Here is a 16,900-nt window from a genome sequence, read left to right on the forward strand (position 1 = left end):
CCCGTCGTGCGCGTTCATCGTTTCCGCAACACGGTGGAGAGCGCCGAGCCGTCATTCAAGGTCGCGAAGACCTCCCGCGGCGACAGGTGGGCAGCCGCTTGTTCGAAGCTATCACTTGCATCGATCTTGGCGCGACCGACCGCCAGGTTGGCGTCGATCATGTCGGGCCGTACGGCGCGAGCAGGCGGCAACTGCGCGAGGTGGAAGGCCAAGAGAGCGGCGTCTTCGCGCAGCTCCACCAACGCGGGTTTGATGCCGATCTCCGCCCCCGCGCTCAATTCGTTGGCCCGGCGCAGCACCGCAGGCGCCTCTCGCTCTTCAGGGGTGCCAAACAGTTTGCCGCAAGCGGGGCTGGCTGTCAGCGCGCCTATTGGAACGGCGAACACTAGCCCCAGGATAACGGGTGACATCCAGAGCAGAAGCGGCAGCGAAACCGCGTACGCGCTTGCGGACATCGCGACCCCGCACAACGTCGGAATGCCGTACTTCCGATAGAGCTCGCGGCGCTCAACCGTACCGTCGTCGCGTCTTTGCGTCTGCCAGCCCGCATCACGGCCGGCCAGAATCTCCACCACCGCGATCGACTGAAAGATCATCATCACGGGCGCCATCAACGCCGACACCACGATCTCTGCAATAACTCCAGCGGAGACACGCAACGCGCCGCCGAATTGCCTGCGCACCGATCGCCGCGTCCAGAGGAGGACCAGGCTAAGCAGCTTGGGCAACAGCAACAGACCCATCGTGGCACCGAACACCCAGATGGCGAGCACGGGGTCCTGAGCGGGCCAGGTCGGAAAGAGCGAGAAACCCTTCGGAAAATACTCGGGACGCACGAAGCGGGCCTGCAGGGAGATCAGCATCCCCAGCAGCAGGAAGAGCAGCCACAGCGGCGCGGTCAGATAAGCCCCGATGCCGACCATGAAATGCAGCCGCGATACCCAGTGGAGACCACGCGCGGGCACCACGGCGAGATGCTGAAGATTGCCCTGACACCAACGGCGGTCGCGCGCGGCGAAATCGAGCAGCGAAGGTGGCACCTCTTCGTAGCTTCCGCTGAGCGTCGGCAGCATATAGATGCCCCAACCAGCCCGCCGCATCAGCGCTGCCTCGACAAAATCGTGGCTGAGGATGTGTCCCCCAAACGGCTTGCGCCCCCGAAGTTGCGGCAGCGCCGCCGCTTCGGCGAACGCCTTCACGCGGATGATCGCGTTGTGCCCCCAGTAGTTGCCTTCCGAGCCGTGCCACCATGCGACCCCGGCGGCAATCATCGGGCCGTACAGACGGCCCGCGAATTGTTGGACCCGGCTGAACAGACTTCGCGCGTTGACGATCATGGGCAGTGTCTGGACAAGGCCGGCGGTCGGGTTGATCTCGATCGCACGGACCAGTCGGACGATGGTCTGTCCGCTCATGAGACTGTCGGCATCGAGGACGATCATGAAGTCGTAAACGGCGCCGAACCGCGTGATCCACTCTGAGATGTTGCCGGCTTTGCGCGCCGTATTGTCGGCGCGGTGGCGATAGTACAGCCGAGGTATTCCGACCGCCCGCCGCAACGCGAGCAGCGCTTTTTCTTCGGCGACCCAGATGTCCGGATCGGTGCTGTCGCTCAGAACGTACCAGTCGAACAGTTCCCCGTGCGAGGTCGCCTCCAAGGAGTCGATGATCGCATGAAGCCGCGCCGTCAATCGGTGCGGGTCTTCGTTGTAGGTGGGAAGCAGCATGGCGGTGCGGCTTGCGATCGAAGGTAGCTCCGCATCTACCGCGTCCGGACGATGGGCCAGCAGCACGAAGAAACCAGCAAGTGCGGACGCGAACGAGAAAGCCACCCAGGCGAGCAGAACGAGGAACAGCGCCAACACCATGGCTTCGAGGACCGTGACGCCGCCAACCTCCAACACGCGATACATCTCGTAGCCGCCGGCGCCCGTGAGCGCCGCCGTCGAGAGCAGGATCAAGCCGCGCCGCCAAGCCATCGCGGGGGCAACCGCCGCAGGAACGCGGTCGGGTACCCGGTTCTTTGCGAGGTCGCTAGGAGCCATCGGAAGGGGCGTCTCGCGCGGCAGCAGTCGCTGCGTCGCGATATCGCCGGCGACCGGCTGGGGCGCCGTGTTCAGGGAGCCCATCGGTAGACCCAGACTTCCGACAAGGGCTTGTCGCCCTCGGTCAGAAGCGCCCGCAGCTCGATCGGCTCGCCTTTCACCTGGCATTGGAAGCTCAGCCGCCAGCCGCCGGTGTGGGGATTAGGCTGCGTGACGAGGTTCTTCACCTCGGACTTCTCCGCGGTAACGACACCTTTGACGCCGGCAGGATCGATGCCCTTCAGGTTCTCACCGACCAGATCGAGGACGAAGAGGCGGGCGTCCTCGCCCCGCGCCCCTATCCCACTTCGCGTAAAGCGGGCCAGCGAATGCGGCTTTGGGCTATCCGGCCCCCAGTGAAGCCGATAGGTGTAGTTGTGCTCGCCCTTGGCTTGCAGTGGGGTCTTCGGCCGCCAGAATGCGGCGATGTTATCGTGGACTTCCTCCTTGGTCGGGATTTCGAACAGCATCACGCCGCCCTCCCCCCAATCCCCGATCGGCTCCACCCAGAGACTGGGCCGTTTTTCGAAGCTGGATTCGATGTCTTGATAGGCGAAGAAGTTTCTCTCCCGCTGCATCAACCCGAACCCGCGCGGATTGAGATCCTGAAAGGTGCTGATCTGGAGATCGCGCGGGTTATTGAGCGGACGCCAGAGGCTTTCGCCCTTTCCGTTAAAGACCGCAAGGCCATCGGAATCGTGGACGGACGGACGGAAATCGTCGACGGCGTTGCGGTCGTTCGGGCCGAAGAAGAACATGCTGGTCATAGGCGCGAGCCCGGCCCGCGGCACTTCGATGCGCGGATAGACCGACATCTCGACGTCGAACACCGTGGTGTCCCCGGGGCGCACGGTGAATCGAAAACTCGCTGCGCAGCTCTTGCTGTCGAGCAGGGCATGGATCACCAACGAGGTCGCGCCAGGCGCCGGTCGCTCTAGCCAGAATGCCTTGAAGAGTGGAAATTCCTCCCCCTTGGCTTCGCCCGTATCGATCGAAAGTCCCCGGGCGGAAAGCCCGTACGTCTGCCCCTTGGCCACGGCGCGGAAATAGCTCGCGCCCAGGAAGACGCAGACCTCGTCGAAATAGTCAGCTCGGTTCATAGGCGCGTGTATGCGGAAACCCGCGAACCCGAGATCGCTGTCCTCGAACGGGGGCACCTTATCGCCGAAGGAGAAGTCCGCCTTGCGGTACTTGAGCTCGATCGCCTTTCCGTCCGCGACCTCGAAGATGTTCACTCTATTCTTGTAGAAGAAGCCCCGATGGAAGAACTGCGCTTCGAACGGAAGATTCTTGCCCCGCCAGAGCGCGCGCTCGGGCAGGAAGCGGATCGACCGGTACTGATCGTAATCGAGGTCTTTCAACCCGCTCGGCAGCGTCTCATCCGGCGCCTCGTAGGCTTTGCTGGCCAGCATACGGGCTAGGTCCCTCACAGTGGACGGCCCGAACACGTCGTCTGACGCCGCAGCGAAGCCGCTGCGCGAAGCGAGCAGCAACGCTGGCAGCACAGCCGACCCTTGAACAAGCTGGCGTCGGTTCACACGCTCTCCTACTGGCTGCTTCTGCCGCGCCCAAGCAACGACCGCAGCGCCCGCGAGTTCCACTGGAGGGCATCAGCTTAGGTCAAAAGCTGCCGATGGATGGTCCGATGACATAGGGCGACCTGCCCTGCCCCTGCCGCGCCACATGCCATTCCTATCGGCAACCCGATGAGCTGAATTACCACGGCGATCATGACAAATTAGATGCGGACGTTTCGACCTATGACCTTTGCGGGCACTGTCCTGCTTCGTCCCACTGGGCCAACAATGTTGATCGATCCGCGTTCGGGGCAGCGGAAACTTTCCAGCTGAGCTACTTGCCTTCCAACGGCATCTCGCCAACCTGTCTTCGCTCGGCGAGGAGCTCCTTCTCGGCCTCGTACCAAAACGTATCCATTTCCCCGGGTGGTTCGCCGGCCTCTTGCCAAAGTCGGTACGCGCGATTGCGGATATCTTCCTCACTCAGCTCGGCCATTGCTTCCATCCTTTCAGAAGCAAAGCCTCACGAGGCGCGCGAGTTCCTTCATGGACGGCTCAAATAGATCGGATGGTTGAACGACCCTGACCTTCGACATTCGCAGCTGAAGGATCAAGCTTTTCACGCTCCGGGCGACGTCATCGGGTCCCTCAAGCGAGAGGAAATGTGCCGGAAGCCGCCAGGCCTCGTTTCCTAGCCCAGATGCTGCGATAGCGTTCGATGGCGGAGAAATCAGCCTCTATTCCGAGCCCAGGATTCTGGTTCAGTTCAATCGTGCGGTCCCTGACATTGACGATCAGGCCACAGAGCATCGCGCAAGGGATTATCATTGGCGTCGACCTCGACCCAGCCATCACCGCCGACCGCCGCGAGGAGATGCGCAGACGCAAGCAGTCCGATGCCTCCGCCGAGAAAGTGCGGACAGAACGTCTTCCCTTTCTCAGGGTCTCGCGGGCGAGTTCTCCGCATTCGGTAAGCCCGCCCCTTTTGCCATGTCGGGCTGAACCACGCCGAGCACATCTTCTTGGAGGGCCAGCTCGAAATCGGCAACAGTGAGAAGTTTTCGCCGGCGACAATCGCGCGCAGCGCCGCCAGATTAGCGAGATCGGTCTCGATGCCGAACGGTGTCGATCAAAACGGGTCGGGAATAAGGATGAAGGTACCGTCAGCCAATCCGACAAAGGCGAACACGGCCCACCGATAGTCGACGATAAGTGTCGACAGGACTTATTTTGAGCTTCAGCGAGTTAGATCGAAGTTTTGAGCAAATTCGGATAGCTGCGAGCAGCTCCGAATTATTCCCACTCAATCATTTCGAACGACGCTTCGTCGTTGATTTGCAAGCACAATTCTTCAAGACTGACGGACAAACGCCGACGGTATACCCGCCGCAATTTTTTGGTCTTGAATTCACAGGAAAAATTGCTCCTCAGACGGCACTGCCAATTCCACTACCTATCAGGGTCTATCGGCCGGCGGCACCTTCACGCGCGAAATCGATGCTGATCTGCTCGCATTGGAAACGAACTTCAAATACCGTCAGCGATCAAGAGCACCACTGTTTGGCAGCGGCGCCTCTCATCGCAATTGAATGCACGCTGCTCGATTTAGAAGGCCTGAATGCCCGGCCTAGCTACAGGTCTGCTCCTCGGAGCCCCGACAGCAACCGAAAACGCGGCCTCTCATTCAACTCATTCGGTCTCGTAGGCGAAAACCTCTACTGGTTCTGCGAAACCGCGGACCGAGTATTTCCCGACTCGCTCCAGAACGAATTCACTTTCGACAAGGTCCGCGAACGCCCTGGAGAGCAGCACGGACTTGCCTAACTGCTTCGTGAGGCATTCGAGCCGTGAAGCCATATTGACCGCGGGCCCAATAACCGTGAAGTCAAGCCGAGTCTGCGATCCGATGTTACCATACATGACGTCTCCGACGTGGACGCCTATGCCGTAGTTCAACGGGCCACGGCCTACATCGTGGTTCTTTCGATTTAGACCGACGATAGCTTGACTTCCTTCGGAAACTGCACGGAGAAGGTTCGCGCAGGCCGACCTTTCACTGACCGGAAATATGGCAAGCAATCCGTCGCCGATAAACTTCAATATCTCGCCCCCATGCCGCGTGATCGGCTCGGAGATCGCATCGAAATAGCCGTTGAGCAGATCAATTACGTCGTCCCGCGGCCAACTGTCCGAGATGCGCGTGAAATCCCGCAGATCGCAAATCATGATAGCAGCTCGAACCGTAGTTCCACTCCCGCGCCGGGTAGCGCCAGCGAGAATGAGTTCGCCAGCATGCGGCCCCACGTATGTTTCGAGCAGCGTTCGAGTCAGCCGGTTCTTCATACGGATTTCGCTGACTAGCGCCAAGATTGGCAGCACTTGAAGCAAGGCCAGAATGTGAGCGTCCTCAAATCCGCCGGCCCGATCGGTGGCAAAAGCCACAGCGTGCCGCTTTCCGAGCGTATGATGCAGTGGCCAGGCAAAATAGTCGGTCAGCCCCTTCGCCCGCAGTTCATCGTATCCCGCATATTCCAGCCCTGATGGCGTGATGAGCTCAAGGTTCTTACGAATCTCGTCCGCTCCATCGTGGATTCGCTTTATGGGGCTGTCGATGTATTCCGATCGCTCCCTGATGTCATAGTCTATCGCGATGACTTCGGCCTCCTGCTGGCCATCTGTCCAAATGATTCGAGCTCCCAGCCATTGCGGATGGTGCATTAGAAGATGGAGGGATGCCCTTTTGATCGGAATGCCAGCACTCCGAAGCCGCTCACACAATTGAACGAGAATATTGTCGATGAAACGCTCATTGCGAGTCTCGCTCGTAAGCCAATGCAGAACCTCAATAAGATTCATGGTAGGCCAAGGCTGCTTTCGACGGCGTGTCCATATTGCGCTCCCAGCGCGCAGCAAGGATATTGACCGGATCAATACTCCACCATCAAACCCTGGTACGTCATTGCCATACTTTCGTGTTAACCGGCGGATCTTCGACCCGACCAAGGCGCCTTATCGTTTGATCAACGCTTCGCATCTTGTCCACGGGCGATCAGAGCGAACACTTGTTTCCGTCCTCTCGACCTTAGATTGCGTCTTCCTTCCGCAATCGCTCTGAGTGACGTGCAACGACAAAGGAAGACCTTCAGCCTACTCCCACTGACGTGGCTCGCGTGGCCAGAAGGTATAAATTCACCTTGTTTGCACGTGCTAAGCGGCTAGGATACCGCCACCAGAGGGCGTCGAAGCTTTGGCGGAGCATGGCGTGAACGACGATCCAACTCACGTTGGAACCTGTTTTTGTGGGGCAGTCGAACTCGAAGTCACCGGGCGCCCCGAAGTCATGGGCTATTGTCACTGCAACTCTTGTCGCAAATGGGGAGCTGCTCCCGTCAATGCATTCACCCTTTGGCGCCGCGACAAGGTTCGAATTACCCGGGGTACGGACAAGCTGCGCGGCTATCGCAAGACTTCCCAGATCGAACGCAAATGGTGCACAGTCTGTGGCGGCCATCTGCTTACGGATATCAACCCCTTGGCTTTGGTAGACGTCTACGCCCACCTGCTGCCAAGCCTGTCATTTATTCCAAGTATCCATGTGCATTATCAAGAAACGGTTCTTCCAATGAAAGACGGCCTCCCCAAGCAAATGGACTTTCCGAAAGAGCTTGGTGGTTCAGGCACGCTGATGTCGGAATGACCGTGCGATGAGCGCTGCAACACCGGAGCCCGGCTTTGCCACCAAGGCCTGTTCACCCGGCTGATACAGCCGATGGGGAAATTTCTTTCGGTTCGTTTCGATTGCGGCCATCGGAGCAGCTCCTGCTCGAGAACGAAAGGCCGATACAAATAGGGGCTCGAGCTCTCGACGTCCTGACGGCATTAGTCGAGCGCGCTGGGGTTCTCGTTACGAAAGGCGAATTGATTGCACGCGCCTGGCCCAACGTCTCGGTCGACGAAGGTAATCTCAGGACACAGATGGCGATTATTCGGAAAGCCTTGCGCGATGGAGAGTCTGGATCCCGCTACATCGTGACAGTGCCAGGGAGAGGTTATCGTTTCGTAGCACCTGTCTCGTACCGGGCAATGGCATCGGAAGTGGGTAACCTTCACGTGACAAGTCACATACCCTCGCGATTAACAAGGGTAATCGGCCGTGCCGATACCATCAACGAGGTTACAAGCCGCCTCGCTCGGAATCGTTTCACGACTATTGTCGGCCCAGGCGGTGTAGGAAAGACGACTGTCGCGCTCGCCGTGGCAGAGCAGCAGATTGACGTCTACACAGACGGCATCTGCGTCGTCGATGTGGCGCCCCTGATCGACCCTATGACACTGTCTACCACGCTGGCTTCATTGCTTGGTCTTGATAATAGATCAGGAGACGCGACGGCGACATTGACAACATTCCTGCGAAATAAACACTTCCTGTTGGTTCTTGATAGTTGCGAGCGGTTTGTCGAGGCTACGGCAGCGCTGGCGGAAGGACTACTCAAGGGCACGCTAGCCCTTCATGTCCTTGCCACAAGTCGGGAGCCTCTTCGCGCCGATGGTGAAGCTATCTATCGTCTCCCTCCTCTTACGGCCCCTTCTACTTCCGACCAACTAAGCGCCCAGCAGGCGTTGACGTTTCCTGCGGTAGAACTGTTCGTCGAACGCGCCGCTTCGAGTATCGGCTCATTCGAACTGGTAGATGAAGACGCGCCAATCGTCGCCGACATCTGCCGTCAACTCGACGGGATCGCCCTGGCGATTGAGCTGGCAGCGGGGCGCGTAAGTGCTCTTGGAGTAAAGGGTGTTGCGAACTATCTGAGAGACCGTTTCCGGCTTCTGCGACGAGGGAAGCGAACTGCGCTTCCAAGGCATCAAACGCTGGAAGCGACGCTCGATTGGAGCTACGAGACGCTGCCGCCACGTGAGCGTACAGCGCTGCGGCGTCTTTCCATCTTTCCTGCTAAATTCGCCCTCGAAGCAGCAATCGCCGTCGTGGCTAACGGTGATATTCCCGCGGCCGAAGTCTTCGAAATAATCGACGAACTGATCGCGAAGTCTCTTGTCAGTGCTGATATCAGAGACGCAGAGCGTGCATATCGCCTGCTGGATACGACTCGCGCTTACGCTGCCGACAAGTTATCCGAGACCGGCGAGGCGGAGCACATCGCACAGCTACACGCCGAGTTTTGCCTTCATGCGCTCGAAAGCAGCCAAGCCGACAACGACAAAATTCCGACAAGGCATTTCCTGTCGACGGCGACACCCTTGATCGAGGATATCCGTTCAGCCTTGAACTGGGCCTTTTCGCCTGCTGGTAATGACCAGATTGGCGCAGACCTCACGATTGCCTGCATCCCTCTCTGGACGCAGCTGTCCTTGAATGCCGAATGCCGAAAATTTACCGAGCTGGCCTTGGCATACACCCAAGGCTCTGCCGAAATCGATGCGAGCCGCAAGATGAAGCTCTTCGCAGCACTCGGGGCATCGTTGATTTACACAGATGGTCCAGGCCCAAAAGCAAATGAGGCTTGGGAACACTCCCTGAAATATGCTCAAAGCCTGGATAACACTGACTATCAATCGCGTGCCCTCTGGGGATTGTTCCAGGTTCGTTTTAATACGGGAAAATTTAGGGATTCCCTCCGTATCGCCGAGCAGCTGCGACAATTGGGCGCCAACTCGTCAGATCCGGCAGATTCGCTCCTAGGCGACCGTTTGGTTGGACTCGCCCAATTCTATCTTGGAGATCACGTGAATGGACGACGGCATATCGAATCAATGCTTGACGGCCACAGTCGCTTGATCAGCGACACTCACGTGGTCCGTTTCCAGTTCGACCAGAAGATCGTGGCCCAGACCATTCTGGCAAGGATTTTGTGGGCGCTGGGTCAGCCCGACGCAGCGATGAGTACGGTCCATGATCTGCTTGATGAAGCAGACTCAATGAAACACGCAATGTCGCTTTCGTTGGGTCTGGCTCAGGCCGCTTGTCCGATCGCCCTCTGGCGCGGCGACTACCGTGCAGCGCAGTCATTCATCGCCCGCTTGATCGACAACTCGGCCAAGCACGGTCTGGATCTCTGGAGCAATTGGGGGCACTGTTTTGAGGGCATGCTCCTGATCGCGAGCGGCGACCATCGCCCCGGCCTGCAAACACTACGTGCTTCGATGAACAAGCTCCCTCTGCATAACATGCGATACGGAGGTACTTACGCCTATCTGGCCGAGGCTCTTGGAGCGGTCGGAGAGGTCTCGCACGGTCTGGCTGTAATCCAGGAGGCGATCGGCCGCTCCGAGGAGGACGAGGAACGTTGGCACATTGCTGAATTCCTCCGAATTAAGGGAGAGCTGTTCCAGCTTCAACACGGCCCCTCGGCCACTGACGCTGCAGAGGATTGCTTCCAACAATCACTGACCTGGGCGAGGCGCCAGCATGTCCTTTCCTGGGAATTGCGAACAGCAATGAGTCTCGCACGTTTGCGCGTCAGGCAAAACAGGCCCGCAGAGGCGCGAGAACTTCTGAAATCTACGCTTGTCCAATTCCGGGAAGGATTTGAAACGGCAGATCTGGTGGCGGCGAAAACCCTGATTGAGCAACTTCGGTGATCCATTTGGGGTGCTATCACCGGTTTGTTGCCGGTGAGCTGATAGGTAGCTCAAAAACGAACCTGGCACCCCCCAGAGTCGATTCATTGTCAGCCCAAATCCGCCCGCCGTGAGCTTCGATAATCGACTGCGCGATAGGCAGCCCAAGACCCATGCCGGTCTCCTTGGTTGTGAAAAAGCTGTCAAACAGGTGGGGCAAGCGCTCGGGATCAATGCCGGGTCCGCTGTCTTCAACTGTGCAGCTTACGGTCTCGTCATCAAGTTGCCGGGTACGCACGGCGACCCTCTTGTCGATCGTTTCCCTGCTGGTGAGCTCTTGCACAGCATTCATAGCAAGGTTCACAAGGACCTGCTGCAGCTGAGTGCGGTCGCCAATGACCTTTGGAATGCCCGTCTCCAGATCGAGAGCCACGCTCACATTTCGCGTCTGAAACTCGTGCTGCAGGAATGCCATCGATTCGGTGACTATCTCGGTGAGCTTGAACTCCGAATGCCTGACCGCGCCACGGCTTGCCATCGTTCGGATTCGATCTATGATTTCAGCTGCCCTTCGCGCATCATCAACGACCCGTTTGATGAAGACCTGGGCCTTCTCAAGGTTGGGCTCTGTGCGAGCCAGCCAGCGCAATCCCGTCTCACCGTTCGTGACGATCGATGCAAGCGGTTGCTTGACCTCGTGTGCAATCGATGCCGTCAACGCTCCAAGGCTAACGACGCGGCCGACATGCGCCAATTCCGATCTTACTTTATCGCGAGCTTCCTCAGCCAGACGTCTCCTGGTGACGTCCTGAACCGCTCCAAGACATTCCAGTCGAGCATCATCGTGACAAATCACCCTGGTGAAGATTCGAATGTATTTCAGCCGCCCATCGTCCATTCGCAGCCGGATTTCATATTCAGGATTGTCTTGACCAGCTCGTACCTGCTCCATCTTGTCCGCCAGTAACGCAAGGTCGTCGGGATGGACCCGCCGGGTTATGAGGTCGAAGGTCATGGCCGTGCCGTGCTCGAGTTCGAAGATGCGATATAATTGATCGGAGAAGACGAATTCATCGGCATCTACCCGCCAGGAGAATGAGCCGGTCAAACTGATCCGTTGGCCTTCCGTCAGAAACATCTCGCTTCGCCTGAGCGCTGTTTCCGCCAATGAGCGTTCGATCGCGATGCTGGCAAGGTGAACTACATGAGCGATGATTTCCTGATGATGTGGCGACGGCCCCCCCGGCTCCTGCTGGTAGATGCAAACCGTGCCAATTACTGCGCCTTTTCGCGAAAAAATTGGTGTACTCCACACCGCTCTCAGCCCATGCTCAAGGACATGGACGCGACATGGTGCGGCCATCCAACGGTCATCCGTCTGAATATCTTTGGCGATAATCTGGGTTTTTCGGCTGATCGACCGGCCGCGAGGTGAGTCGTCAGCATCGACCAACGCTCCCTCGATTGGGTCGGTATAGCTATCCGGAAGAGATGGCGCTACGCCATACTGGAATGTCTTGCCACTAGCGTCGATTGGATAGATCCCGCAGGAGCAATCTGGAGCAAAGCCTTCAAAGAAATTGCACAATGCCGTCAGGATTTCGCGTAGCGGAGATCTGGAGGCTATCATTTCCAGAATCTGCTTCTCGCCAGTGAGATGGATTTCCGCTCGTTTCCGATCTTCAATATCAGTATTGACGCCGTACCATCTCACGATCTCTCCACCGACATTGCGTAACGGGCTCACACGCGCGAGAAACCAGCGGTATTGACCATCGGCTCTCCGGAACCGCGCTTCGGCCTCGCCGCCCTTCCCTGACGCGACCAACTCAGTCCAGACCGCCTTCAGCCGGTCGACGTCGTCCGGATGGACCGCAACAGTCCACCCCAACGATTGGAACTGCTCGGGACGCAGCCCGACGTACTCGCAATAATGCTCATTCACGAACTCAACAGTGCTATCAGTTCGGGTCGACCAAACCAGCGCCGGTATCGTGTCGATTGTGAGCTGCAGGTTACGTTCACTGGTGGAAAGCGCCTGCTCTGCCTGGGCCAGATGGGCGTAGAGGCGAGTGTTATCGAGAGAGATCGCGGCCTGGAAGGCCAGCAACTTCAGCACTGCAATCCGATTTTGCGTAAAGACCCGGCGAGCCAGATTGTTCTCGAGGTAGAGGACCCCGCTTAGCTTGGCGTCGTTAATGAGCGGCAAGCAAAGGACGGACCGTAGTCTCCGCTCGATCACATATGCGTCTGCGGAATAGATCGGGTGAGCGGACGCATCGTCTATTATGACGATCTCCCGGGTTCGCATGACATATTGAACAACGGAGTTGGGAAGTGTGGTTGGGGGCGATACCGGCCGACGTACGATGATGCCAGTACCAGCCGTTGTCGCTTCGGCCTCCTGTCGCAGTCCATCCGCACCTGCCAGAAGCAACACGCCGCGCTCAGCTCCCGCATGCTCAATGGAAAGCCGCATAAATGCGTCGATAAGATTTTCCAGCACGATCTCGCCGGATAGTGTCCTTGACACCTTGGCGACAGTCGCAAAGTCGAGGTGTTCGGTTCGTGTCGCTATCGTCGCATCCGCAGCACGACCTACCGGGTCGTTCTCACGAAGCCAGGGATGCAGGCTGTCAAGCTGGCGAACTTTCCCATCCGCTCCCCAGCGCTCATAGCAGTATCGCGCCTCACGCAAATAGGCCCGTGCAATCGTCTCGAGACCCCGTCCTGTATGAAACCTGGCCGCCAGCTCATTGGCGATACCCTCGTTATTAACGAATCCGTTCGCATGCGCAGTCTGGATTGTACGTTCGTACAGGCGCATGGCATCCAGCTCCCGGCCCTCGATACGGGCCACTTCCGCGCCAACAAGTGCGAGGCGGTTCTCAAAATTTGCAGGGCAATCCCGCGCCCAGGCTTCGAGCTGTCGATGGTGCGCAGCCACAGCCTCCAGGTGAGAGACAAGTTGCTCGGCAGAGCTGACATCGCAGCAGGCCGCATGGGACAGAGCGGCGTAAAAGTGATACTCGGCCTCCTCGAAAAACGCTGCGGAACTCCAAAGCAGCGCCTTCGCTCGTGCTGCAGCCTGGACAGCAGTTGAATAATCTCCAGCAATAAAACGAGCCTGGAGCTTTCGGACCCAGTACCAGCATTCAGAGGCCGCCATACTGGGATCACTCGCCAGTTGGCGCTCGAACGACACTTCGTCGAACTCGATGCCGTCCATTGAACCAAACGTCGGCGCGAGCCCTCGAAGGGTTCGGATGAGGCTCAATTGCGTGGCGACAGCAACGACGGATAGCCCTATCCCGGCCTTGCGCTGGAACACGATTCCACCTTCGGCATCGGACTGCACCTCCTCAAGTGGATCACCAGCCGCAAGACGGTATGCATTCCGGAGGTTCAGGCTGTAGGTCGCGTAAGTCACGTCGCCGACCTTCAGCGCAGCGTCGATCGTGCGGTTCGCGACCTCGTAGGACGCTCGCACATGCTCAATCCACGGCAAAAGCTTCCCGTAAGCCAGGTAGGTTCGAGCCTGAAAGCGTTTCAATCCGCGTCGTTCAATCAACGCGTAACCAAGATGTCCGAACCGGAATCCCCGCTTGCTATCTCCAAAGCGCACGCGAGTCGTTAGCGCGAAAGACACGTAAGCAAAGCAGGAGCCATCGCTGTTTCCGTGCTGGAGGCTGAGATTGACGATGCGAGAGATCACAAGCGAAAAGAGGTTTGCGTCCGTGAATATAGCTGGCGCCGCCACCTTGGTCAGGACGTCCATAACCGCAAGTAGGGTCAGGTCGCTCATCAGAGGCAGATCAATCAATTCCTCGATCGCCCGCTCTCTCAAGTTTACCCATACTTGCTCGTACTCTCGTAGCGTCTCGTCACCGGTCGGATGAGCGGACCATTCTATACCGAATGTCCGGAGATACGCGAGACACACTTCGACGGCGTGATCCGGTCGATCGAGTGCTGTGTACACATCTACACGCAAACATGTGACAGCAGAGCGCTCAACTTCGCTCGCCGCGCAGGATGCAAGCATCGTCAGCCGTTCATCTGCGGCTTTGAGATCACCTGTCAAGAACTCGCATTCGGCCCGCTGTAATTCCAGCTGAAAGGCGAGATTGTGTTGGCGTGCCCAGCAGTCGTCGGGCAGAAGTGCTGCACCGCAGGCGAGATATTTGAGCGCCGAGGCGTATGCGGCCGATGCTTTTGCTCGCCGGCCGGCTATCAGGTTGAGCCCTGCAAGCTGCTCGCGTTCATCGCGCGACTCGATCAATTCGATGCCTCGGTTCAACTGAGCGACGATCTCGAAGATCGTGTCCTCTCGCTTCTCCGGAGGGGTATGCGCGTTAAGGAGCCTTCCTAACCTGAGATGGGCTTTTGCACGTTGCCCTGCCGGTATTAGAGAATATGCGGCCTCCTGGACGCGGTCATGAACGAAAGTATAGGAAGTCTCTGATCGCAGGACCAATTCGGCGCGCCGGGCTTCCCATAGATCAGCGTGCATCTTGCCTTCAGACGTTCCCAAGGCGGTCGGAAGAAACGTGATGTCTGCGCTGTTACCAAGACACGCAAGCAACTGCAGTGTCGCCTGGGTGTCTGCCGGCAGACGATTCAATTTGCCGACCATGAGGTCCACGACGTTGTCGGTGTACCCTTTTTCATCAATGCGACTGACCTCCCAGTCCCATCGCGCTTTCACATGATCGAAGGCGAGCAACCCTTCATCAACAAGCGTGGAAATGAACTGGATAGCGAAAAATGGATTTCCGGCGGTCTTCTCATGTATCAACCGAGCCAGCGCCGCCGCCCGGCCTGAACCGCAATACAGCGCGTCCATGATGAGCTGGGTCAGGTCCTCGCTTCTCAAAGGCGCAAGCGCGACCTGGCGCGTCTTTGCGCCATCGCGGCGGATCAAGTCGAGCTTACGGACCAGCGGGTGGGTCGAATCGACCTCGTTATCTCGATATGCGCCAATCAGCAGCAAGTAACGCAGGTCAGGCTCAGTCAACAGGCTCTCGACCAGATCAAGCGTCGCAGCATCGAGCCATTGCAGGTCATCGAGGAACAACGCGAGTGGGTGCTCTGCGCGAGCAAATACACCGATGAAACGGCGAAACGCCAGCTGGAAACGCGCTTTTGCCTGCTGAGGTGGAAGTTCGGCTACGACTGGCTGCTCTCCGATGATCAACTTCAATTCCGGGACGAGCTCTACAATCAGCTGACCATTTGGCTCCAATGCCTCGAGCAATCTATCACGCCAGACGCGCAGTTCTTCTTCAGGCCGGACCAACAGTTGCCGGACAAGGCTCTGAAACGCCTGAGCCAATGTCGCGTAGGGGATGTCGCGCTTGTACTGGTCGAATTTCCCCGATGCGAACAGACCGCGCGGCAAAACCAGGACCTTGTGCAGTTCGTTAACAGCGGCAGACTTGCCGATACCGGAATATCCAGTGACCAACACCAGTTCCGGGGCGCCATTGGCAAGGACGCTGTCAAAGGCGGCAAGGAGCGTGTCGATATCGCGTTCGCGCCCGTACAGCTTCTCGGGGATGAGGAGCCGATCGGGAACGTCATGTTCCCCGAGGCGAAATGAGTCGATGCGGTGCGACTTGTCCCAGTCCTCCAGGCAGCGGCGAAGGTCGCGCGACAATCCGATGGCCGTCTGGTATCGATCCTCTGTCGCCTTCTCGAGTAGCTTCATCACAATGGCCGATATCGCGGGCGGGATGTCCGCTAGCAGGTCGCTCGGTGGGGCTGGGCGCCGCGCTATGTGGCAATGGATCCACTCCGTCGCGTCAGCGGCACTAAAGGGCAGTCTTCCGGTCAGCATCTGGTAGAACGTAATGCCGAGGGCATAGAGATCGCTTCGCGAGTCAATCGATCGGTTCATACGTCCGGTTTGCTCGGGGGCTATATAGGCGAGCGTTCCGGCGATGAACTCAGGCGGTTCAGGCGGTTGCCGTTCGCGCGGAATGCGAGAGGCTATTCCGAATCCGGTCAGTCGAACCCCTCGATCAGTGCTTGCGACGAATATATTGGCAGGCTTTATGTCTTTATGGACCAGGCCCGCCTCGTGCATCTTGCCGATCGCGTCGGTAATGCCGATCGCAGTGTGCAGGAAGCGCGCGACGTCCAAAGGCGCATCCATGAGCTGGCTTAGCAGCTCGCCGCCGGGATCCTCGCGGAGAAGAATGGTTTTGCCATTTTCCTCTATAATGCTCAGAGGCCGGAGCGCCCATCTTTCGTCGAGATATTCGGCGAGCTCCAATTCACGGGTTAGATGATCTTGATTGCTGGATTCGGTCGGTAAGGATGCGGCAAGTACGGTTTCCGAAGAGACTGGCCTTATATCATCCCTATCGCGCTTGATCCTGCGCAAAAGTAACTCACCATCCCGAGACAATATCTGGAACGCGCCATTCTTTTTATGATCATTGAGCGTATTCACGGGCCCACTCCCACTCTCGGAAGCGCCCCGTTGCCAGGACGCTCGCCTCGAGCCGACATTGTGAATCTAAAGCAATTCTGAGCACGCGCATCATCTGCCCTTGTCAAAGCTCGTGCGGCAGGCAGGTCGATGCGATGGATTTGCTGGCAAGCCAGAGCCTCCCGCGCAGCTTCCATGGCGCGGTCACCGGATATCATTGGCCGCCCGAGCATCAATGTGCACCCCGGTGTAAGGCGGATGGTGCCCGCAGACCTGCCATACCCGGC

General features: G+C 58.2%; 7 protein-coding genes. 2 read left to right on the plus strand and 5 right to left on the minus strand.

All coding sequences use genetic code 11. The features are described 5' to 3' along the window. Positions 1-14: 14 nt before the first annotated feature. The 4 genes from mdoH to IF809_RS26345 form a co-directional block, all read right to left on the minus strand. Positions 15-2,129: a glucans biosynthesis glucosyltransferase MdoH gene (mdoH, locus tag IF809_RS26330; protein WP_462838971.1), complete on the minus strand. Its 2,115-nt coding sequence runs from the start codon at positions 2,127-2,129 to the stop codon at positions 15-17. Further along, positions 2,117-3,496 (minus strand): glucan biosynthesis protein G, encoded by a 1,380-nt coding sequence (locus IF809_RS26335; RefSeq protein WP_462838989.1) that lies wholly within the window; start codon positions 3,494-3,496, stop codon positions 2,117-2,119. Before IF809_RS26335 ends, mdoH begins: the two co-directional genes overlap by 13 nt. Before the next feature lie 439 nt (positions 3,497-3,935). Beyond that, on the minus strand, positions 3,936-4,097 hold the full coding sequence (locus IF809_RS26340; protein WP_128966891.1) for a DUF2934 domain-containing protein: 162 nt from the start codon (positions 4,095-4,097) through the stop codon (positions 3,936-3,938). A gap of 1,193 nt (positions 4,098-5,290) precedes the next feature. Further along, positions 5,291-6,457, minus strand: coding sequence for an adenylate/guanylate cyclase domain-containing protein (locus IF809_RS26345; RefSeq protein ID WP_462838972.1), 1,167 nt, complete (start codon positions 6,455-6,457; stop codon positions 5,291-5,293). A gap of 406 nt (positions 6,458-6,863) precedes the next feature. Between IF809_RS26345 and IF809_RS26350 the strand changes: the two genes are divergently transcribed. Together IF809_RS26350 and IF809_RS26355 are read left to right on the plus strand one after the other, a co-directional pair. Continuing rightward, positions 6,864-7,298 (plus strand): GFA family protein, encoded by a 435-nt coding sequence (locus IF809_RS26350; RefSeq protein WP_462838973.1) that lies wholly within the window; start codon positions 6,864-6,866, stop codon positions 7,296-7,298. A gap of 101 nt (positions 7,299-7,399) precedes the next feature. Beyond that, positions 7,400-10,198, plus strand: a complete 2,799-nt coding sequence (locus IF809_RS26355) for an ATP-binding protein (RefSeq protein WP_462838990.1) — start codon at positions 7,400-7,402, stop codon at positions 10,196-10,198. Positions 10,199-10,214: 16 nt separating this feature from the next. Here IF809_RS26355 and IF809_RS26360 read toward each other — a convergent pair whose 3' ends face one another. Then, positions 10,215-16,634 (minus strand): ATP-binding sensor histidine kinase, encoded by a 6,420-nt coding sequence (locus IF809_RS26360; RefSeq protein ID WP_462838974.1) that lies wholly within the window; start codon positions 16,632-16,634, stop codon positions 10,215-10,217. Positions 16,635-16,900 lie beyond the last annotated feature (266 nt).

This window comes from Bradyrhizobium sp. UFLA06-24 (assembly GCF_054967145.1).

What these genes read in the sequence shown, in the direction of transcription:
- mdoH (WP_462838971.1), bottom strand. Translation starts at nt 2,129, where the DNA reads ATGGGCTCCCTGAACACGGCGCCCCAGCCGGTCGCCGGCGATATCGCG.
- IF809_RS26335 (WP_462838989.1), bottom strand. Translation starts at nt 3,496, where the DNA reads ATGCTGGCCAGCAAAGCCTACGAGGCGCCGGATGAGACGCTGCCGAGC.
- IF809_RS26340 (WP_128966891.1), bottom strand. Translation starts at nt 4,097, where the DNA reads ATGGCCGAGCTGAGTGAGGAAGATATCCGCAATCGCGCGTACCGACTT.
- IF809_RS26345 (WP_462838972.1), bottom strand. Translation starts at nt 6,457, where the DNA reads ATGAATCTTATTGAGGTTCTGCATTGGCTTACGAGCGAGACTCGCAAT.